Annotated in this window: 18 protein-coding genes; all 18 read left to right on the top strand. The window is 37.3% G+C overall.

Annotation, left to right across the window (positions count from 1 at the left end; genetic code table 11):
* Positions 1 to 260 precede the first annotated feature (260 nt).
* The 18 genes from HMPREF1519_RS06755 to HMPREF1519_RS06670 all read left to right on the top strand — a co-directional run bounded on the left by HMPREF1519_RS06755 (position 261) and on the right by HMPREF1519_RS06670 (position 22191).
* Entirely contained in the window at positions 261 to 2909 is a 2649-nt protein-coding gene (locus HMPREF1519_RS06755) for a hypothetical protein (RefSeq protein ID WP_225998770.1), read from the top strand.
* A gap of 199 nt (positions 2910 to 3108) precedes the next feature.
* On the top strand, positions 3109 to 3909 hold the full coding sequence (locus tag HMPREF1519_RS06750) for a TraX family protein (protein WP_037611615.1): 801 nt from the start codon (positions 3109 to 3111) through the stop codon (positions 3907 to 3909).
* A 132-nt stretch (positions 3910 to 4041) separates the two neighbouring features.
* Positions 4042 to 4590 (top strand): DJ-1 family glyoxalase III, encoded by a 549-nt coding sequence (locus HMPREF1519_RS06745; RefSeq protein ID WP_037611614.1) that lies wholly within the window; start codon positions 4042 to 4044, stop codon positions 4588 to 4590.
* A gap of 339 nt (positions 4591 to 4929) precedes the next feature.
* A complete protein-coding gene (locus HMPREF1519_RS06740) occupies positions 4930 to 5703 on the top strand; it encodes a dihydroorotate dehydrogenase electron transfer subunit (RefSeq protein WP_037603246.1) in 774 nt (257 codons plus the stop codon).
* 9 nt (positions 5704 to 5712) lie between these two features.
* Entirely contained in the window at positions 5713 to 6669 is a 957-nt protein-coding gene (locus HMPREF1519_RS06735) for a dihydroorotate dehydrogenase (protein ID WP_037611613.1), read from the top strand.
* 139 nt (positions 6670 to 6808) lie between these two features.
* Positions 6809 to 7813 (top strand): CRISPR-associated endonuclease Cas1, encoded by a 1005-nt coding sequence (gene cas1 / locus HMPREF1519_RS06730; RefSeq protein ID WP_037611611.1) that lies wholly within the window; start codon positions 6809 to 6811, stop codon positions 7811 to 7813.
* Positions 7813 to 8142 (top strand): CRISPR-associated endonuclease Cas2, encoded by a 330-nt coding sequence (cas2, locus tag HMPREF1519_RS06725; protein ID WP_037611610.1) that lies wholly within the window; start codon positions 7813 to 7815, stop codon positions 8140 to 8142. The genes cas1 and cas2 overlap by 1 nt, the downstream gene beginning before the upstream one ends.
* Positions 8143 to 10579: 2437 nt before the next feature.
* Positions 10580 to 11311 carry a CRISPR-associated endoribonuclease Cas6 gene (gene cas6, locus HMPREF1519_RS06720; protein WP_037611609.1) on the top strand — a complete coding sequence of 244 codons (732 nt, stop codon included), beginning with the start codon at positions 10580 to 10582 and terminating at the stop codon, positions 11309 to 11311.
* A complete protein-coding gene (cas10, locus tag HMPREF1519_RS06715; protein WP_037611607.1) occupies positions 11292 to 13562 on the top strand; it encodes a type III-A CRISPR-associated protein Cas10/Csm1 in 2271 nt (756 codons plus the stop codon). The genes cas6 and cas10 overlap by 20 nt, the downstream gene beginning before the upstream one ends.
* A gap of 3 nt (positions 13563 to 13565) precedes the next feature.
* Positions 13566 to 13946 (top strand): type III-A CRISPR-associated protein Csm2, encoded by a 381-nt coding sequence (csm2, locus tag HMPREF1519_RS06710; RefSeq protein ID WP_037611606.1) that lies wholly within the window; start codon positions 13566 to 13568, stop codon positions 13944 to 13946.
* On the top strand, positions 13946 to 14608 hold the full coding sequence (gene csm3 / locus HMPREF1519_RS06705) for a type III-A CRISPR-associated RAMP protein Csm3 (RefSeq protein ID WP_037611605.1): 663 nt from the start codon (positions 13946 to 13948) through the stop codon (positions 14606 to 14608). The genes csm2 and csm3 overlap by 1 nt, the downstream gene beginning before the upstream one ends.
* Position 14609: 1 nt before the next feature.
* Complete coding sequence (gene csm4 / locus HMPREF1519_RS06700) at positions 14610 to 15509, top strand: type III-A CRISPR-associated RAMP protein Csm4 (protein WP_037611604.1); 900 nt, start codon at positions 14610 to 14612, stop codon at positions 15507 to 15509.
* A 2-nt stretch (positions 15510 to 15511) separates the two neighbouring features.
* Positions 15512 to 16585 carry a type III-A CRISPR-associated RAMP protein Csm5 gene (csm5, locus tag HMPREF1519_RS06695; RefSeq protein ID WP_037611603.1) on the top strand — a complete coding sequence of 358 codons (1074 nt, stop codon included), beginning with the start codon at positions 15512 to 15514 and terminating at the stop codon, positions 16583 to 16585.
* Positions 16582 to 17742: a type III-A CRISPR-associated CARF protein Csm6 gene (gene csm6 / locus HMPREF1519_RS06690; RefSeq protein ID WP_037611602.1), complete on the top strand. Its 1161-nt coding sequence runs from the start codon at positions 16582 to 16584 to the stop codon at positions 17740 to 17742. The genes csm5 and csm6 (HMPREF1519_RS06690) overlap by 4 nt, the downstream gene beginning before the upstream one ends.
* Positions 17743 to 17756: 14 nt before the next feature.
* On the top strand, positions 17757 to 19043 hold the full coding sequence (gene csm6, locus HMPREF1519_RS06685; RefSeq protein WP_037611601.1) for a type III-A CRISPR-associated CARF protein Csm6: 1287 nt from the start codon (positions 17757 to 17759) through the stop codon (positions 19041 to 19043).
* Between the two features lie 200 nt (positions 19044 to 19243).
* Positions 19244 to 19939, top strand: coding sequence for an orotidine-5'-phosphate decarboxylase (pyrF, locus tag HMPREF1519_RS06680; RefSeq protein WP_037611599.1), 696 nt, complete (start codon positions 19244 to 19246; stop codon positions 19937 to 19939).
* 87 nt (positions 19940 to 20026) lie between these two features.
* Positions 20027 to 20656, top strand: a complete 630-nt coding sequence (gene pyrE / locus HMPREF1519_RS06675) for an orotate phosphoribosyltransferase (protein ID WP_002885126.1) — start codon at positions 20027 to 20029, stop codon at positions 20654 to 20656.
* A gap of 83 nt (positions 20657 to 20739) precedes the next feature.
* Complete coding sequence (locus tag HMPREF1519_RS06670; protein WP_037611597.1) at positions 20740 to 22191, top strand: amidase; 1452 nt, start codon at positions 20740 to 20742, stop codon at positions 22189 to 22191.
* Positions 22192 to 22205: the final 14 nt, after the last annotated feature.

Below are 22205 nucleotides of genomic sequence, written 5' to 3'. Positions count from 1 at the left end.
GGCTTGCAAGGTTTATACTGATAAATTAGGGCCGGTTTTCATGTTATAATTAATGTCAACTCAGTTTCTATTCAGCTAAATAGTCCTTATATTGGAGTGGTAGGTTTTCCATCAAAAATTTTTTCTATATTATTTTTTAGAATTTAAGCAAAGTGGTAGGAAGATAATTTTTTGTTTTAATAAAAAGATTTTCATAATTATATTTGTTGTTAGTATTAAGAAACAAATATAGTAACATTATCATTCAAAATGAAAAAGAGGTGCTTCTTTTGTTCGAACAATTTTTAGTTTATTCACCAGTAATCATCATAGTACTATACTTAATTTTGAAGTCTTGTTTGTTTAGGTTTTCAATCTTCATAGATGAACAAATATCTAGTGGTAAAATTAAAAAAATTTCTCATTTATTATTTTTGTTTATTGTAAGTTATATCTATTGGATATCAAATCAGTATAAAATTTTGTTTGTTCAACTTGATAAAAAAGAATTAGATTTAGTAGCTTTATATTCTCTTATTTTAACAATTTGGGCAAGTTATGGAGTTTATATTGGTTTCCTACAATTTATGGTTGGTTATAATAATAAAGAAAATGGAGCTTACTTAGGGTATCAAAAAATGGATTTCTTAACAAAGAGGAATGCTTGGTACCATCTAACAAATAGTTGGGAATTTTTTTGCTCTTTATTAGTTACAATCATTATTCCTATCCTGTTTAAGATTAATCCAAATACAAATATCAATTATCAGTATATTTGGCAGGCAATAATTGGATTTCTATTGATTTTGTTTATTTTTCTTTTGAAATTTAGTTTGAAGGTTGCGCAAATAACTATATTTATTAATAAAAAGACTGATGTAGGTTTAAAAGAAGTTATAGAGTCAGATATTAAAAATAGATATAACAAATATTTAGATAGTTTAGTCAAGAAAAAATTTCACTCTAAAGCTATAGAAAGTTATTTTAAACAAGTCAAAATAGAATTATCTAACATTGAAAATAAAAAAGACAAGTTTTTATTTTTAAATATTATTTACTTAAACGTCGATAAATTTGGACTTATTGACAAATTGGAAAAATTTGAAGGTGAAGATATTACTAATTATAAGTATTTTATTGAAAAAAAATACGATTTAATATCTAAAATTGATTTTGAAGGTGATGAATTACTATCTTTTGTTTCTTCAATATACCAGGTAGATACTTATATATTTGATAAATTGATTAAAAAAAGTTCGAGTTGGATAGAAAGTGAACATAGTTTTAAAACGATACCTCTATCTAATACAAAGTCAATTTATGGAGTAGAGGTTAACAATAAAATAAAAGAACCAATGTCCTATAAATATAAAATTAATAATATACATATTTACATGTTCAAAAAACTATCGGAATTGTCTAAAAATAGTGCAACATTTTCTCAGTTAGTTGATTTAATTCAAGATAATATTTCCCAAAAGTATATTGATAATCTTTTTTGGGAAATAAAAGGAATAAAAGATCCAGATCGATTATTTCAGATAAATAAATCAATCTCTAATTCTAATCTCGAGATTTCTAGAGAAAACTTTAAGAAAATTAAAAGAATAGTAATATATTATTCCTCTAATCTCTATGAGATTGATATCGATTCTAAAAATGATATGATTGATTTTTCTTTATCCTCAAACATATTAAGAATTTCTTTCTATTTTTCCGAAAAAGAAAAATGTTTTGTTAAACGTAATAGAGTTAGGGACTATTATGATGAGTATAAAGAGGAAGTCTGGAAAATTCTTTTTAATAAATATAAAGTTACAAATAATTTTTCAGATGTATATCTTCCTAATCTAAGAGAACCTGAATTTAGATTAGATTCTTTGGGAAATATACATATTTCGGACTACTATAATAAACTTGGTTATTCAAAAATTTGTTTTGATTACCTAACTGAGAGTTTATCCTATGAGGATAGTAAAAATGCTAATAATAACAATTTGTTAGCATTAGTAAAGACGATGTCCGCAAAATATCGTGCAGCATTTGCACTATTCCAATTATTACGTCCTGACAGCAAGAACTGGGATACCAATGTTGAATACTACAAAGAAATTCTATCTGCAGTTCTTAAACCTTACAATAATGAGACTGAAAGAAGAGAATTTTATATGGATTTGGTTTCAATAATTAGTAAAGTTAAATATGTTAATTATGTCAAAGATGAAGTCCTAGAAAAGGTATATGAGACAAAGAATGTGGAAACTATTGATGATAAGTTTCTTGAAGATTTCAAAAGCATTCCTACATTAAAACTAATTCTAGTACAAAATATATGTTCAACTCAAAAATATATTTTTAGAGAAGTAAAGTTGAAAGAAAGCTGGAAAAATGCTGAATTAATGAAACAGTATTTAAAAGGACTTTCTATAACACCTAGTATTTTCTCTCACGATGCTTGTAATTTTGATACTTTGAATTCAACAATGAGATATTTCCTGATGGAAAATATGGGATTACTCTCCATTTATATGTTAGGAAAGTTAACTTTACGTTCACTTTTAATGTTTGAACAACTTTTACATTCAATAAGAGAGGATAAAAGCTGTGATTTTGAACAAAAATTTATGGTTAATCTTTTCAAGAATAATAATTATAGCTTCTATGGATCTCTCCTAAAGTTTTTTACTTTAAAATTGCCAGAAGGGAAAGGGAAATATTATTTAGAACTTGTTAATGAAAAAAAATTTAAATCAAGGTTTAAATTTTCTTTATTAAGTTATCTCAAAGAAAATAAATTTACATTGGATACATATTTAAATGAAATTGAAAATGAACTGAATAATGACGATAGTTTAATGTTGGGGATTTATGAAAAAGAACTAATAAGAATTGAAATTGAAAAAATAATCTTCCAAAATCAATTGACTTAAAACTAAGCTTATGAAACCTTTTGTAAAAGACTGTTTAGGTAAATGGGCCTCTAATTTGAGTAGAAGTCGAATTTTAAACTTGATATGGATTTGATACTACCACCTCCTCGAAATACCTTAATCTCTTTCCATGAATACCTTTGAATTTATATTTGACTTGTGGTATCATTTAATATGCTGAAAATTAAAGGAGCATTAAATGAACGATATAAAAAAGATATGCAATGCGACTAATTTAAAATACCTAGCTGTTGCACTTATGTTTTTGGACCAAATCTATCAGATGTTCGGGAGTATGGGGGCACCTATATGGTTGACTATGTTAGGGCGTTTAGTTTTTCCAATTTTCCTCTTTCTAGCTGCAGATAGTTTCCATTATACTCATGACCGAATGGCCTACCTTAGACGTCTCCTTTACATGAGTTGGTTCATGACCATTGGTAACACCATCATTGGTAGTCTCTTTCATAATGGTGATATTGGTTTGATGAATAATGCTTTTTCAACCTTCTTTATTACAGGGATTTTTATATGTTCTTGGGATTTGTTGGCTAAGGGGCTTCGCGATAAATCGAACAAGGAGTTAATTCAAGGGATTGGTGTCTTTCTCTTGCCGATTCTTTCATCTATTCCAGTTGTGATTCTTGCAGATATATTTGAAACGCCACATGCAAACCCACTCCTTGTGCAGATTGTTGCCTTTATCTTGTCACTAGTTCCAAGTATTATCATGGTTGAGGGTGGATTTGTGATGGTTATTCTTGGTTTGCTATTCTATATCTTCCGAACCAATCGCATCGCTCAAATCATTGTCTTAGCTGTTATTTCAGTGATTGCCCATCTCTTTGATCCGACAGGTGTGCAGTGGATGATGGTTTTTGCTGCGATTCCTATGTATTTATATAACGGTGAGCGTGGTAGTGGTAACAAGAATTTCTTCTATATTTTCTACCCAGCCCATATTTATCTCTTGTGGATCCTAGCAAGTTTGTTTAGATAAAATGACAAAGACAGTCCTTGTGCTGTCTTTTTTTATGCTCAAAGTCCGTTTTTATAGTTTGTTTCCTGCTTCTAAAACTGCTATAATTTAAGGCGTAATAGAATCATGCGATAAGTAAAATGGAGGTATTTCATGACAAAAGTAGCAGTAGTATTTGCGGACGGATTTGAAGAAATCGAAGCCTTGAGCCCAGTGGATGTCTTCCGCCGAGCAGGATTTGACTGTAGCATGCTTGGACTTGAAAGTGCGTCAGTAACTGGCTCACATGGAATCCAAGTCGCTATTGATGGCGTATTTGATGGCAATTTTGCGGATTATGACTTGGTGGTCCTTCCTGGAGGTATGCCTGGATCAACTAATCTACGCGACAACGAAACTTTGATTGCCTCTCTTCAAGAGGCTGCAAAAGCTGGAAAATATGTTGCTGCCATTTGTGCGGCACCAATTGTTCTCGAACGTGCTGGCTTGCTTGAAGGGCGTAAATTCACATGTTTCCCAGGTGTTGAGGAACAAATTGCATCTGGCGAGCATCAAACTGACTTGGTGGTTGTTGACGGCAATATTGTCACTAGCCGTGGAGCTGGAACAGCCCTAGCCTTTGCTTACGCCTTGGTTGATTTGTTGGGTGGCGATGGTCAACAGTTGGCTCATACTATGGTTTACGACAGATTGTTTAAATAATCTTATTTAAGACTCTTGTTCAAGAACTCTGACACCTATTGTTAGGAATGTTGATAATTCATGTTCCCCTATGAGATGATAGAGAACGTATCAAACAGAGGGCCTAGTTATAGGCTGGAGAGACCTTAGCTTAGTTTTATGAGCTTTGGTTTTTTCTTTTCTCCTTTGACATTCGCCTTGAAAACGGTTATAATAATCACAAAATAACCTTTAAATGAGTCCAGAGAGGCTTGAAAGGTCGGACAGGTGAAAAAACAGGGTTCTCCTGTGATTTTTTGTGCGACCTTGCCATGTGGCGAGGTTTTTTTGATGACATTTTGCAGTTTAGAAAGGGTTGTCATGATATTAGTTGAAGATTTAACCATTGTGAGTCAGCGTGAGATTGCACCTCGTATTTTCGAAATGGTGCTTAAGGGAGAGATGGTTGCGGATATGAAGGTTGGTCAGTTCGTTCATCTCAAGGTACCAGACCCAAGTAAGCTCCTTCGTCGTCCGATTTCCATTTCAGAGATTGACTATGACAAGAATGAGGCAACCATTGTTTATCGTGTGGAGCGTGAGGGTACAGCTATTCTATCTAAGATGGTAGCTGGTCAAACCATTGATACCATGGGCCCTCAAGGAAATGGTTTTGATATTTCTGTTATTGAGGCAGGGCAGAAAGCCCTCCTTGTTGGTGGTGGTATTGGTGTACCGCCTTTGGTTGAGACGGCCAAGCAGTTGAAGGCTAAGGGAGTTGAAGTTATATCAGTCATTGGTTTTGCCAATAAGGATGCCGTCATCTTGGAGGATAAACTCAGGGCTTGTGGTGATGTCTATGTGACGACCGATGACGGTTCATACGGTATCAAGGGTTACGTTTCGACAGTTATTGATGGTTTCGACTGGACACCAGATGCCGTTTACAGTTGCGGAGCTCCAGGCATGCTTAAATATGTCGATAGCAAGTTTGAAAATCACCCTCACGCCTATGTTTCTATGGAAGCCCGCATGGCTTGTGGTATGGGTGCTTGCTATGCCTGTGTGGTTCACGTTAAAGGAGAGTCGGACGCCAAAAATCTTCGTGTTTGCGAAGAAGGTCCAGTCTTTCCTACTGGAAAAGTCATCGTCTAGGAGGTTACCATGTCAGAGATTAAATCAGAAAATCGTTTAGCTATTAGCCTTCCAGGGCTCGACTTGAAAAATCCTATTATTCCAGCCTCAGGTTGCTTTGGTTTTGGTCAAGAGTATGCCAAGTATTATGATTTGGATAAACTAGGGTCAATTATGATTAAGGCTACGACCGCCAACCCTCGTTTTGGTAATCCAACGCCCCGCGTGGCAGAAACTCCATCAGGCATGCTTAATGCCATTGGCTTGCAAAACCCAGGTGTAGATGCTGTCATGTCTGAAAAACTCCCTTGGTTGCAGGAGCATTATCCTGAGCTTCCAATCATTGCCAATGTGGCTGGATTTTCAAACGAAGAATATGCGGAAGTTTCTCACAAGATTTCCAAAGCCAGCAACGTTAATGCTATTGAGCTCAATATCTCTTGTCCAAACGTGGACCATGGCAATAACGGCCTCCTCATCGGACAAGTTCCAGAGCTTGCCTATGCGGCAGTAAAAGCTAGTGTCTCTCACTCTGATGTGCCAGTCTATGTCAAACTGACACCAAGCGTGGCTGATATCACAAGTGTTGCCAAGGCCGTCGAAGATGCCGGTGCGACAGGTTTCACCATGATTAACACCTTGGTCGGAACACGCTATGACTTGGCTACTCGCAAACCTATCATTGCCAATGGGCAAGGTGGTATGTCAGGCCCAGCCGTCTTTCCAGTAGCCCTTAAACTTATCCGCCAAGTTGCTCTAGCGTCAGACCTTCCAATCATCGGTATGGGTGGCGTCGACAGTGCTGAAGCGGCTATCGAAATGTTCATCGCTGGTGCCTCAGCTATTGGTGTCGGAACAGCCAACTTCGCAGATCCCTATGCCTGCCCTAAAATCATTGACCGCCTCCCTGAGGTCATGGACAAGTACGGTATCACAACACTCGAAGACTTGCGCAAAGAAGTTCGAACAGAGTTGTTGGGGAAATAGGGAAAGCAACCTCACTACTATAAATAAAAGTCGAAGTCCTATGGTTAGGGCTTCGTTTTTTTATATAAAACATTAGAATATATTGACGATTAGAATTGTGGTGATATAATATATGCCATAAAATACCCAGAGGTAGCTTATGAGTGATTTATATATTCAAAGATCGAATTATTACCTGTCCTTATCTGAACAAAGAATTATCATAAAAAATGATAATAAAGAGATTATCAAAGAAGTGTCCATCTCACTCCTTGATAATGTGTTACTTTTTGGTAATGCACAACTGACCACCCAACTCATCAAAGCTTTATCAAAGAACAAGGTGAATGTTTACTATTTCTCAAATGTTGGTCAATTTATTTCTAGTATTGAATCCCACAGGCAGGACGAATTCCAAAAGCAAGAGTTGCAAGCCAAAGCTTATTTTGAAGAGGATTTCCGTTTAGAGGTTGCAAGGAGTATTGCTAGGACCAAGGTAAGGCATCAAATTGCCTTGCTTAGAGAGTTTGATACGGATGGACTACTGGATACCTTAGATTATTCTAGGTTTGAAGATAGTATCACTGATATTCAGAAAGCTTATTCCATTACTGAAATTATGGGTTACGAAGGTCGCCTTGCGAAATCCTATTTTTACTATCTGAATTTACTGGTCCCTGATGATTTTCATTTTAATGGTAGGAGTAGACGGCCTTCGGAGGATTGTTTTAACAGTGCCCTCAATTTTGGCTATAGTATCTTATATTCGTGCTTTATGGGGCTGATTAAGAAAAACGGGCTAAGCTTGGGGTTTGGGGTAATTCACAAGCATCATCAGCATCATGCGACCTTGGCCAGTGATTTAATGGAAGAATGGAGACCTATCATCGTCGATAACACACTGATGGAGTTGATACGAAATGGTAAACTTCTTTTAAGTCATTTTGAAAACAAGGATCAAGACTTCATACTCACTGATGAAGGGAGAGAAATCTTTGCAAGAGCGCTACGTTCAAGAATCCTAGAAGTCCATCAGTATATCGAATTAGATAAAAAACGCTATTCTTTTCTCTATACAGCTGATAGGCAAATCAAGAGTTTGATTAGGGCTTTTAGAGAACTTGACCCTAGTCTTTATGAGACAAGTTACACAGGAGGGCATTAATGGGACTTTACTTTAATCTCAGTGAAGAAGAACGTGACTTTGCGAGACAAAAAACCATGTTTTGTCTGATTATTTATGATATCCGAAGTAACAAACGTAGACTTAAACTCTCCAAATTACTTGAGGGTTATGGCGTGAGGGTGCAAAAATCCTGTTTCGAGGTCGACCTGTCAAGAAATGACTATCAGTCTCTCCTTAAGGATATCGAGAGTTTCTACAAGGCTGATGAAGAAGACAGTATAATCGTATATGTGACAACCAAAGAAGAGGTGACCAGTTTTAGTCCCTACAATAGTGCTGAAAAATTAGATGACATTCTCTTCTTCTAAGCCTTTATAGGCCTGCAATCATATGGTACAATAGAGATAGTGTTTCCAGTGGGTCCTACATCTTGTGTCGCTAGCAGCTGTCTAGTGCACAAGATATGGGGATATAAACCTATATACCTCGAGAGGGGACGGAAACAAACCCTTCTTTGACTGCCTTGTTGATAATTGTTTGATATAAACCTATATACCTCGAGAGGGGACGGAAACATTTTATTAGTTATTGATATTCTTTTATATTCTGATATAAACCTATTTACCTCGAGAGGGGACGGAAACTTTGCCCAGGTCCTCAATATGAGACAATTGTGCTTTCGATATAAACCTATCTACCTCGAGAGGGGACGGAAACAGAGCATCTTTAGTGAGTGTAATGAGTTGCTTGTTAGCGATATAAACCTACATACCTCGAGAGAGGACGGTAACTAAAACTTGTCGCCATCGATACGTTTGTTAATGACCTTGATATAAACATATATACCTCGCAAGGGGACGGAAACTTCATTATTATTGCACTAATAATCCACATACCTTGAGATATAAGCCTATTTACCTCGAGAGGGGACGGAAACAGATTCTTTCTTTAAATCAGAAATGAAATCATCTACGATATAAACCTATTTACCTCGCGAGGGACGGAAACGGAGTCGAGATCACAACATCACTTGGCTTAGTGTGATCGATATAAAACTATCTACCTCGCGAGGGGACGGAAACGTTAGCAAATTTCATTTTGCTACCTCCTGAAAAACAGATATAAACCTATTTACCTCGCGAGGGGACGGTAACAAACGACCAGACAAAACGACATTATTCATAAGATTTGGTATAAACCTATTCACCTCGAGAGGGGACGGTAACTCGTTGTACACCTCATCTCCAACTGGCTGTCGTTGTGATATAAACCTATTCACCTCGAGAGGGGACGGTAACTCATATCTACTCCTGAGTGTTCAATTTCTTCTTCGTCTGATATAAACCTATTTACCTCGAGAGGGGACGGAAACCGTCCAAATCGATTATCAATCTTCATCATTTTAGGTTGGATATAAACCTATTTACCTCAAGAGAGGACGGTAACAATGATGACGCTACTAACCATCCAATCAATACCATGTTATAAGCCTATCTATCTCGGGAGGGGACGGAAACCAAGTATCAGAAAGGACAGCGTTGTTCAAAACTTGACGGATATAAGCCTATTCACCTCGCGAGGGGACGGAAACCTATTTGAATCTGTTTCTAGTTTTCCATTCAATGAAGGATATAAACCTATATACCTCGCGAGGGGACGGAAACAGTTTTATAGGCATAGATATATGATCGTCTGTTTTGACCAATATAAACCTATATGCCTCGCGAGAGGACGGAAACACATATAAGATAATAGCTCTTAATAATTGCCTTTGTTTGATATAAACCTATCCACCTCGAGAGGGGACGGAAACTAAAATACTGACACGCCTTGTTCTTCCCAACTAGAAGATATAAACCTATTCACCTCGCGAGGGGACGGAAACACCTCAAATTCAGCATTACGTTTCATAATTTTCCTGATATAAACCTATCCACCTCGAGAGGGGACGGAAACAATCTTCTGAAAGTACCTTTGTTATACTTATAAGTTTGATATAAACCTATATACTTCGAGAGGGGACGGTAACGCGACAACATAGCTACTCATGGCAGTTTCCTCTTTTGATATAAACCTATATACCTCGAAAGGGGACGGAAACGCGATTGCTGAAAGTGTTGTAATTTTAGATGTTTGATATAAACCTGTTTACCTCGAGAGGGGACGTAAACGATCAAATGATGCTGTCAAAATATCTGACTGAGTGAGATATAAACCTATCTACCTCGAGAAGGGACGGTAACTGTTGTATTCATCACGATAATCATTGAAACCATCGATATAAACCTATGTACCTCGCGAGGGGACGGAAACCACTAATAAACGCTTCTTGTCGTTTGAGCTCTTCGGCTGATATAAACCTATCCACCTCGCGAGGGGACGGAAATTCATAGCTTCATAAACCGTCCACCAGAATTTATCAGTTTGATATAAACCTATTTACCTCGAGAGGGGACGGAAACTCAGTATTAGTGAAAGATATACTTCATTCAGTTACGCGATATAAACCTATTTACCTCGAGAGGGACGGTAATACTCTTTTATTTTTTACGGTATACATAATTTTCCTGATACAAAGCTATCACCTCGCAAGGGGACGGTAACCATACGGAGCTACCTGACGACCCTCAGCATAATCTGATATAAACCTATATACCTCGAGAGGGGACTTTTTTGAAAATTTTGAAAATAGTCTTGACACCGCTTCCAGAAAGTGTTAGACTAAAAGCACATTAAGGGCGCCCCAATGAGGTGAAAAGTACTTTCAGCTTTTGGGGTTTTTTCATACAAAGATGAAGGAGTCGAATGAAAAAATTAGTATTTACTTTTAAAAGGATCGACCATCCTGCACAAGATTTGGCTGTAAAATTTCATGGCTTCTTGATGGAGCAATTGGATAGTGACTATGTTGATTATCTGCATCAGCAGCAAACAAATCCCTATGCGACCAAGGTAATCCAAGGGAAAGAAAACACGCAGTGGGTCGTACATCTGCTCACAGATGACCTCGAGGATAAAGTTTTTATGACCTTATTACAGATTAAAGAGGTGTCCTTAAACGACCTGCCTAAGCTCAGTGTCGAAAAAGTTGAGATTCAGGAGTTGGGAGCAGATAAACTCTTAGAGATTTTCAATAGTGAGGACAATCAAACCTATTTTTCAATCATTTTTGAGACTCCAACAGGTTTCAAATCTCAAGGTTCTTACGTCATTTTCCCGACTATGCGTTTGATTTTTCAAAGTTTGATGCAAAAGTATGGAAGGTTGGTTGAAAATCAGCCTGAAATTGAAGAGGATACCTTAGATTACCTATCTGAACACAGCACTATCACGAATTATCGCTTGGAGACCAGTTATTTCAGGGTGCACGGGCAACGAATCCCTGCCTTTAGGGGAAAGTTAACCTTTAAAGTCCAAGGCGCTCAAACTCTAAAAGCTTATGTCAAAATGCTTCTAACATTCGGTGAATATTCAGGTCTTGGCATGAAAACGAGTCTCGGTATGGGAGGGATAAAGCTTGAAGAAAGAAAAGATTGATTTATTTTACGGAGCTCTTTTGCATGATATCGGAAAGGTCATTCAAAGGGCGACAGGAGAACGAAAAAAACACGCCTTGGTGGGCGCGGATTGGTTTGATGAGATTGCTGATAATCAGGTTATTTCCGATCAAATTAGATATCACATGGCTAACTACCAGAGTGATAAACTTGGAAATGACCATCTCGCTTACATAACTTATATCGCTGATAACATTGCTTCTGGTGTTGACAGAAGACAGTCAAATGAGGAGAGCGATGAGGATGCATCAGCTAAGATTTGGGATACTTATACAAACCAGGCTGATATTTTTAATGTTTTTGGAGCGCAAACGGATAAACGCTACTTTAAACCGACGGTTCTAAACTTGAAATCTGAACCTAACTTTGCGTCGGCAACCTATGAACCCTTCTCAAAAGGTGATTATGCGGCGATTGCGACTCGTATCAAAAATGAATTGGCAGAATTTGAGTTTAACCAAGCACAAATTGATTCTTTGTTAAATCTGTTCGAAGCAACCCTCTCTTTTGTGCCATCCTCAACAAATACTAAGGAAATCGCTGATATTTCACTTGCTGAGCATAGTCGTTTGACGGCAGCTTTTGCTTTGGCTATCTATGATTACTTGGAAGATAAAGGTCGTCATAACTATAAAGAGGACTTATTTACTAAAGCATCAGCTTTTTATGAGGAAGAAGCTTTTCTCCTCGCTAGCTTTGACTTATCAGGAATTCAAGACTTCATCTACAATATAGCGACGAGTGGTGCTGCTAAGCAATTGAAGGCTAGATCTTTGTATCTTGACTTTATGAGTGAGTATATAGCAGATAGTTTACTTGATAAACTAGGTCTTAATCGAGCTAACTTGCTCTATGTCGGTGGGGGACACGCTTACTTTGTCCTAGCTAATACTGAAAAAACAGTAGAAACACTCGTTCAGTTTGAAAAAGATTTCAATCAATTTTTATTGGCTAATTTCCAAACCAGATTATATGTTGCCTTTGGATGGGGAAGCTTTGCGGCTAAAGATATCATGAGCGAACTGAACTCACCTGAAAGCTATAGACAGGTCTACCAAAAGGCTAGTCGCATGATTTCTGAGAAAAAAATCTCAAGGTATGATTATCAAACCCTTATGTTATTGAACAGGGGCGGTAAATCTTCTGAAAGAGAGTGCGAGATTTGTCATTCTGTTGAGAATTTAGTTTCTTATCATGACCAAAAAGTGTGTGACATTTGTCGAAGCTTGTATCAGTTTTCTAAAGAGATTGCCCATGACCATTTCATTATCACTGAAAATGAAGGGCTTCCTATTGGTCCTAATGCCTTTCTTAAAGGTATTGCATTTGAAAAGCTAAGCCAAGAAGATTTTTCCCGTGTCTATGTCAAAAATGACTATAAGGCTGGTACGGTCAAGGCAACCCATGTTTTTGTTGGAGATTACCAGTGTGATGAAATTTACAATTATGCTGCCTTATCTAAAAACGAAAATGGGTTAGGTATTAAACGTTTAGCTGTTGTACGTCTTGACGTGGATGATTTGGGAGCTGCTTTTATGGCCGGCTTCTCTCAACAGGGAAATGGGCAATATAGTACCTTATCACGATCAGCCACTTTTTCTCGAAGCATGAGTCTTTTCTTCAAGGTTTATATTAACCAGTTTGCTAGTGATAAGAAGCTCTCTATCATTTATGCCGGTGGGGACGATGTTTTTGCTATTGGCTCTTGGCAAGATATTATTTCCTTTACTGTTGAACTTCGTCAGAACTTCATTAAATGGACAAATGGAAAACTAACACTCTCAGCTGGTATCGGTCTATTTGCCGATAAGACCCCTATTAGCTTGATGGCACATCAAACAGGGGAGCTAGAAGAAGCAGCTAAAGGCAATGAGAAAGATAGTATTTCTCTATTTAGTTCAGACTATACCTTTAAATTTGACCAGTTTATCACGAATGTTTACGACGACAAGTTAGAGCAGATTCGTTATTTCTTTAATCACCAAGATGAACGAGGTAAGAATTTCATTTATAAATTGATTGAATTGCTTCGAAATCATGATCGTATGAATATGGCACGTTTAGCTTATTATTTAACACGACTTGAAGAATTGACGCGGGAAACAGACAGGGATAAATTTAAAACATTTAAGAATTTATTCTATTCTTGGTACACAAATAAGGATGATAAGGATAGAAAAGAAGCAGAGTTAGCCTTGCTTCTCTATGTCTATGAGATTAGAAAGGATTAGGATATGACAATCTTGACTGATGAGAATTACGTTGATATTGCAGAAAAAGCAATTCTAAAACTAGAAAGAAATACTAGGAACAGAAAGAATCCAGATGCCTTCTTTCTTACAACAAGTAAACTCAGAAACTTGCTGAGCTTAACAAGTACACTTTTTGACGAGAGCAAGGTCAAAGAGTATGATGCTCTCCTTGATCGTATCGCTTATTTAAGAGTACAATTTGTCTATCAAGCAGGTCGAGAGATTGCGGTAAAAGATTTGGTAGAAAAAGCTCAAATTCTTGATGCTCTTAAGGAAATCAAAGATAGAGAGACACTTCAAAGATTTTGTAGATATATGGAAGCACTAGTAGCCTATTTCAAGTTTTATGGAGGTAAAGATTAATGACATTCGCTAAGATTAAATTTTCAGCTCAAATTCGTTTAGAGACAGGCCTCCATATTGGTGGAAGCGATGCTTTTGCGGCCATTGGTGCAATTGATTCGCCTGTTATTAAAGATCCTATTACCAACCTACCTATCATTCCTGGTTCAAGTCTCAAAGGAAAAATGAGAACTCTTCTTGCCAAGGTTTATAATGAAAAGGTAGCTGAGAAACCAAGCGATGACAGTGATATTCTTAGCCGTTTATTTGGGAATAGTAACGATGAACGATTTAAAATGGGACGCTTAATTTTTCGTGATGCCTTCTTGTCAAATGCTGATGAGTTAGACTCTCTTGGGGCAAGAAGTTATACAGAAGTAAAATTTGAAAATACAATTGACCGTATTACAGCCGAAGCCAATCCAAGACAAATTGAACGTGCTATTCGTAACAGTACCTTTGATTTCGAGTTGATATATGAGATTACAGACAAGAATGAAAATCAAGTCGAGGAAGATTTCAAAGTGATTCGAGATGGCTTAAAACTGCTTGAACTTGATTATCTTGGAGGTTCTGGATCTCGAGGTTACGGTAAGGTTGCTTTTGAAAACCTCAAAGCTACTACTGTATTTGGCAATTATGATGTTAAAACATTGAATGAACTTTTAACTGCGGAGGTCTAATATGACCTATAAAATGTATATCATGACCTTTCAGAATGCTCATTTTGGTTCGGGCACTCTTGATAGCTCAAAATTAACATTCTCAGCAGACCGTATCTTCTCAGCCCTAGTGCTAGAAGCCCTAAAAATGGGAAAACTCGATGAATTTCTTGCTGAAGCAAACCAGGACGATTTCACGCTCACAGATGCCTTTCCATTTCAATTTGGTCCCTTTTTGCCAAAGCCTATTGGTTATCCCAAACATGACCAAATTGACCAATCAGTTGATGTCAAAGAGGTTCGCCGTCAAGCAAAATTGTCTAAGAAACTGCAATTTCTTGCTCTAGAAAATCTTGACGATTATCTCAATGGAGATTTGTTTGAAAATGAAGAGCATGCTGTCATTGATACTGTGACAAAAAATCAGCCACATAAGGATGGCAATCTTTATCAGGTTGCTACAACCAGATTTTCAAACGATACCTCGCTTTACGTCATCGCAAACGAATCTGATTTGCTTAATGAGTTGATGACTAGTCTTCAGTATTCAGGTCTTGGTGGAAAGCGTTCAAGTGGTTATGGTCGTTTTGAGTTAGATATTCAAAATATCCCACTTGAATTGTCAGATAGACTGACTAAGAATCATTCAGATAAAGTGATGAGTCTTACGTCAGCACTTCCTGTAGATGCTGACCTTGAAGAAGCAATGGAAGATGGTCATTACTTATTAACTAAATCAAGTGGTTTTGCATTTAGTCATGCTACCAATGAGAATTATCGTAAACAGGATCTTTACAAATTTGCTTCTGGTTCAACTTTTAGTAAAACATTTGAAGGGCAGATTGTCGATGTGAGACCACTTGATTTTCCACATTCTGTTTTAAACTATGCTAAACCACTCTTCTATAAATTGGAGGTATAAAAATGAAAAATGACTATAGAACATTTAAATTGAGCCTCCTGACACTTGCTCCAGTTCATATTGGTAATGGAGAGAAATATACCTCTAGAGAATTTATCTATGAAAATAAGAAGTTTTACTTTCCTGACATGGGGAAATTCTATAATCAAATGGTAGAGAAGAGGCTTGCTGAAAAGTTTGAGGCATTTCTGATTCAGACTCGTCCAAACCCTCGTAATAATCGTCTTATTTCCTTCTTAAATGATAACCGAATTGCAGAGCGTTCATTTGGTGGCTATAGTATCTCTGAAACAGGTTTAGAGTCGGATAAAAATCCTGATTCAGCCGGAGCTATTAACGAAGTTAATAAGTTTATTCGTGATGCTTTTGGGAATCCCTATGTTCCTGGTAGCTCGTTAAAAGGTGCTATTCGTACTATTTTAATGAATACTAGCCCTAAATGGAATAATGAAAATGCTGTAAATGTCTTTGGAAGATTTCCAAAAGAGAATAAAAACCTTATCCCTTGGGGACCAAAAAAAGGTAAAGAATACGATGATTTGTTTAACGCAATCCGTGTGAGTGATAGTAAGCCTTTTGATAAACAAAGACTTATATTGGTGCAGAAGTGGGATTATTCGGCGAAAACCAATAAAGCGACACCACTTCCTTTGTATAGAGAATCAATTTCTCCATTAACAAAAATAGAATTTGAGATTACAACAACCACTGATGAAGCTGGAAGATTGATTGAAGAATTAGGTAAGAGAGCACAAGCGTTTTATAAAGACTATAAGGCATTTTTCCTATCTGAATTTCCTGATGATAAGATTCAAGCCAATCTACAATACCCAATTTATTTAGGTGCAGGGAGCGGTGCTTGGACAAAGACCCTATTTGAACAGGCTGATGGTATTTTACAAAGACGATACAGTCGAATGAAAACTAAAATGGTTAAAAAAGGAGTTCTTAAGCTTACAAAAGCACCTCTTAAAACAGTTAAGATTCCATCTGGTAATCATTCATTAATCAAGAACCACGAGTCCTTTTATGAAATGGGGAAAGCTAATTTCATGATTAAGGAGATTGATAAATGAGAGTACTTATATCAGCTGTAGGTGACACAGACCCTTTTAGAAATTTTCATGATGGCGCCTTAATTCATATTGCAAGAAAATATCGTCCCGAAAAAGTTATATTGATTTTTTCAGAACATACTGCAAAAAAACAAGGTAATATTGAAAAAGCCTTGTTTTCTATTGCTCCTGATTATAAGCCTGAACTCATAATTCATGATTCCATTATTAGTGATAATGAGGTTCATATTTTTGATGTGATGTTTCAACGCTTCTCTGATATTTTGCAAGAATACTATACTAAAGAAGATGAATTTATCTTGAATCTTTCTAGTGCAACACCTCAAATCAAATCTGCTCTATTTGTGATTAACCGTTTAAATGGTATCAATGTCAAAGCGGTTCAAGTTTCGAGTCCTGAACACGCTTCAAACGAGAACATCGGTCATGATAATGATGAGAACATTGATGAACTCATCGAAGTCAATGAAGATAATAAAGTCAATTTTATTGACCGAACGATTGAAGATAATGCTGAAAAATTTAGTCAGGCTCTCTTGAAGAAAACAGCTCGTGATTTTATCGAGAAGTTTGATTATAAGGCGGCATTAGACATCCTAGACCAATTATCAGATTTCCCAAATTTAAAAAGTGTTCGAAAAGAAATCCGTGATATTGTAGAATGTCTGTCAAAACAAGATGTTCCGCAAGGGTTACGTCATAAAAAGTTTAACGAAGAAGAACAAAAAATTCTTAGTGCCTATTTGACCATTGAACTGCAAAGAGAACGTGGGAATGTAAGTGAAAGTTTTATACGAATAAAAAACTTAACTGAGTTTATTTTGGAAGACTATATTGAAAAAAGAAACCCAGGTTTAATCGATGATTATTGTGAAAGTATTCAGAAATATTATCTAAGTCTTTTCGATTATAGTAAACTTTTAAAAGCAACAAGAGAATTTAAACTTAGAAAAACAATCGCTCCAATTATTGAGATGAATTCTTCTAGAAATACGGTTGCCCACAGCTTAAGTCCTTTGGACTCAGATGCAGTTAAACAACTAGGGATAGCTATGAAAACCTTAAAAACTCTAGTGAGAGAACAATATCATTTTAGCCAGAGTGATTTTAATTTTTATCAGGATTTGAATAAAAAATTATTGACTAAGTTGAACTAAAGAGGTAATCCAAATTGAAAATTTTAATCTCTGCTGTAGGAACAACCGATCCTATAAGTAATAATCACGATGCAGCTTTACTTCATATCGCAAGAAATTATAGACCTGACAAGATTGTCCTTGTATATAGTCAAGAAATGATGGTCAAACAAGATTTGATAAATAAGGTTTTGCTCTCAATCGAAGGCTATAACCCTATCATTGAAATTGACTCTACAATCTTGAATAACGACGAAGTCTTTCTTTTCGACAAAATGTATGAAGTAATGGGGCTGATTGTTCAAAAGTATACTAATGACGATGACGAAATCATCTTAAACTTGTCATCAGGTACACCACAAATTATTTCGGCTCTCTTTGCCCTTAACCGTATCAATGACTATAATACTCAAGCTATTCAGGTTGCTACTCCTAAAAAAGGTGCAAACAGAGAATACAAGTCTCTGACTGACACTGAGATAGATGCTCTTATTGTGGAAAATCAAGATAATAATGTAGATTTTGTTGACCGAAGTATTAAAGATAAATCTGAGAAGTTTACACAAGCATTAGTCAAACGTCATCTTAGAAGTTTAATTGCTTCTTTTGATTATCAAGCAGCAGAAGCCATAATCAATCGAAAAGAATATAATAAATTACTTTCTAAAAAGAGAATTGCTTATATTCGTGAGAAACTAAACGATTTTTCACGTGTTTTCAAAAACCAATCTATTCTTTCAGATATCCTATCGTTTCCTCTCGATGACTCCCAAAAGAAAGCTTTGAATTACTATTTGTTGATTGATGTTTTAAAAGAACGTGAGCATATTGCTGATGTCTTGATTAAGGCAAAATCACTAGCTGAATTTGTCATCGAAGAAACCATCAAAAAAAATCATGAGGGCTTAATCGTATTTGATGGCAATCTGCCAAAACTGAATCCCGATTTTCCTGATTGTGAGGCAATTTTAGACGATATTGATAAGAAAATGAAAAAATCTAGGGGGATTGAAGACACTGAAGAACGCATTTTTTCAGTACAATCAACACTTAATCTATTAGCTTACTTGAATATCCTTGAGTTCTATGAATATGACTCTCAGCTTCAAACAGCGATTAATAGCATTTTAAGTTTGAATGGTGAACGAAATAAAGTTGCTCACGGTTTGTCAGAAATTGATACGCGATTATTAAGTCGTAAGAAGTTAAAACAACTTTCTGACAACTTGCGATTGCTTCTTGTTGATTGTTTGGGTATTGATTCAAGCTATTTTAACTATTATGACAAACAAAATGAAGAGCTTATCAAGATGCTTGAATAGATATTGGGGTGTCATCCCCCTTTGACATTCCCATATAAAAGCGCTATAATAGAACAAATTGAACTGAACCTTTAATCGAGTCCAGAGAGGCGAGAAAGGTGTACTGAGATGCTACGGCATCACTAAAGGGTAGGGACTGCCCTATTTTCGTGCAACCTTCGCTGACTGGCGGAGGTTTTTTGTGTGAAAGGATATAAGAAATGAGAGAAAATCGTCCTGTTATTGCCCTTGATTTCCCGACTTTTGAGGATGTGAAGGCTTTCCTTGCTAAGTTTCCTGCTGATGAAAAGCTCTATGTGAAGATTGGTATGGAACTTTACTATGCGGCTGGGCCTGAGATTGTGCGCTACGTTAAAGAGCTTGGCCATAGTGTTTTCCTTGACCTTAAGCTTCACGATATTCCAAATACTGTGAAATCAGCTATGCGTGTCTTGTCTAACCTTGGCGTTGATATGACTAATGTGCATGCGGCTGGTGGTGTGGAAATGATGAAGGCTGCGCGTGAAGGCTTGGGAGATGGTCCAATCTTGATTGCTGTAACACAGTTGACCTCTACCTCTGAAGAGCAGATGCGTGACTTCCAAAATATCCAAACCACACTTCAAGAATCAGTGGTTCATTATGCTAAGAAGACTGCTGAAGCAGGTCTTGATGGTGTTGTCTGCTCAGCACACGAAGTAGCAAAAATTAAAGAAGCGACGAATGAAGATTTCGTTTGTTTGACACCTGGTATTCGTCCAGCAGGAGCAGCAGTTGGTGACCAAAAACGTGTTATGACACCTACTGATGCTCGCCAAATTGGTTCAGATTACATTGTTGTTGGTCGTCCAATTACACAAGCTGACGATACAGTAGCAGCTTATCACGACATTAAGGCCCAATGGAACGGTCAATAAATTTTCAAAAAGACCTTATTTCATAGGAAAATAGATTGAATTAGGTTATAATAAAGAATAGAAAACGCTTTACGGAGGATAATAATTATGACATTAGCAACACAAATCGCATCTGACTTGCTAGATATTAAAGCAGTTTACCTAAAACCTGAAGAACCATTTACATGGGCATCAGGAATCAAATCACCAATCTACACAGACAACCGTATTACTTTGTCTTACCCAGAAACTCGTACACTTATCGAAAATGGTTTTGTGGAAAAGATTAAGGAAGAATTCCCTGAAGTAGAAGTAATTGCAGGTACTGCAACTGCAGGTATTCCTCACGGTGCGATTATCGCTGACAAGATGAACCTTCCATTCGCCTACATCCGTAGCAAACCAAAAGATCACGGTGCTGGTAACCAAATCGAAGGTCGTGTGGTTAAAGGCGAAAAAATGGTTGTTGTTGAAGACTTGATTTCAACTGGTGGTTCAGTACTTGATGCTGTAGCAGCTGCAGAGCGTGAAGGGGCTGATGTTATCGGTGTTGTGGCTATCTTCACTTACGAATTGCCAAAAGCTGAGAAAAACTTCGCGGATGCTGGTGTGAAATTGGTTACTCTTTCAAACTACACTGAGTTGATCAAAGTCGCTAAAGTTCAAGGCTACATCACAGCAGATGGACTTCAACTTTTGAAGAAATTCAAAGAAAATCAAGAGACTTGGCAAGACTAATTATCAAGATTTAAGGCGGTACGTTTTAGGCGTTTCGCTTTTTTTAGTATAATTTAGGAAAAGATAAGCAGGGAGAGTATAAGATGACAATTAATGAGTGGTCAGATGCAACGGCAATGGCTCAAGCCGTGCAAAATAAGACGGTCAGTCCCCGAGAACTAGTGGAGGCTACCATTCGTGAAGCAGAGAGGACGAATCCTAACATCAATGCTATCGTTAGCCAACGCTATCAGAAAGCTTTAGAAGAAGCAGAAACTAGAGACTTTTCAGAGAAACCTTTTGCTGGAGTCCCGATTTTTCTAAAGGATTTAGGGCAGGAGCAAGCTGGTGAGCCGTCAACCGCGGGTTCTCGCCTATTTACAAGTTATCGAGCTAAGGAAACAGATAACTATGTCAAAAAGCTTGAGGAACTAGGCTTCATTATTTTAGGACGTTCTAGCACTCCTGAGTTTGGCTTCAAAAATATCAGTGATGCTCAGATTCATGGTTCTGTCAATCTACCTGATGATATAACGCGTAATGCTGGTGGCTCAAGTGGTGGGGCGGCAGCTCTTATAAGTTCTGGCATTTCTCCCTTGGCACCGGCTAGTGACGGAGGAGGCTCTATCCGTATTCCAGCTTCCTTTAACGGACTTATCGGGCTTAAGCCTACCAGAGGACGAATTCCAGTTGGCCCAGGTTCTTTCCGTGGATGGCAGGGAGCCTCTGTCCAGTTTGCCTTGACTAAGACTGTACGCGATACAAAACGCTTGCTCTATCACATGCAGACGTGTCAGATGGAAAGTCCTTTTCTTCTACCGAAGCTTAGCAAAGTGTCGTTAGAAGAAGCAGTTAGACCTTTGAAGATTGCTTTGTCGACTGTCTCTCCTATTGGTGGTAAGGTGTCAGAATCTGCTATTGCGGCGACAAAAAAGGCTGCTAGAGCCTTGGAAAGTCTAGGACATCATGTGCATGAAATCAGCGATCAGCCCTTGAATGGGATTGAAGCCATGCAGTCTTACTACATTATGAATAGTGTCGAGACGGCTGCCATGTTTGACTCTATTGAGGCTGGTTTAGGACGGAAGATGATCTTTGAAGATATGGAGTTAATGACTTGGGCTATCTTCCAATCTGGGCAAAAGATTTCTGCCAAAGTTTACTCTAAAGTCCTAGCTCAGTGGGACCAGTATAGTCATCAGATGGCAAATTTTCATGAGTCTTACGATATTCTTCTGACACCTACAGTTGCGGATGTGGCACCTAAGCATGGACAGTTTGCCCTCTCTGAAAACTTACAAAATCAACTCAAATATGTGGCTGATTTTGACTGGCCAAAGCAACAGGAACTTATTTGGAAAATGTTTGCGGATAGTTTAGATTGGACCCCTTTTACGCAACAAGCTAACCTAACGGGACAACCATCGATTTCTTTACCTGTTTATCGTAATGAGCAAGGGCTGTCACTTGGTGTTCAACTGACAGCCGCCAAGGGAAGAGAGGACCTCTTGCTACACTTGGCCCAACAGATGGAAGAACGTTCGGTTTTTAGCTAGACATCCCTATTCTC

It is taken from the genome of Streptococcus sp. SR4, assembly GCF_000517725.1.
In the GTDB taxonomy this organism is placed as follows: domain Bacteria; phylum Bacillota; class Bacilli; order Lactobacillales; family Streptococcaceae; genus Streptococcus; species Streptococcus salivarius_F.
The sequence above is the reverse complement of the archived record's forward strand: the minus strand, read 5'-3'. Positions and strand labels throughout refer to the sequence as shown.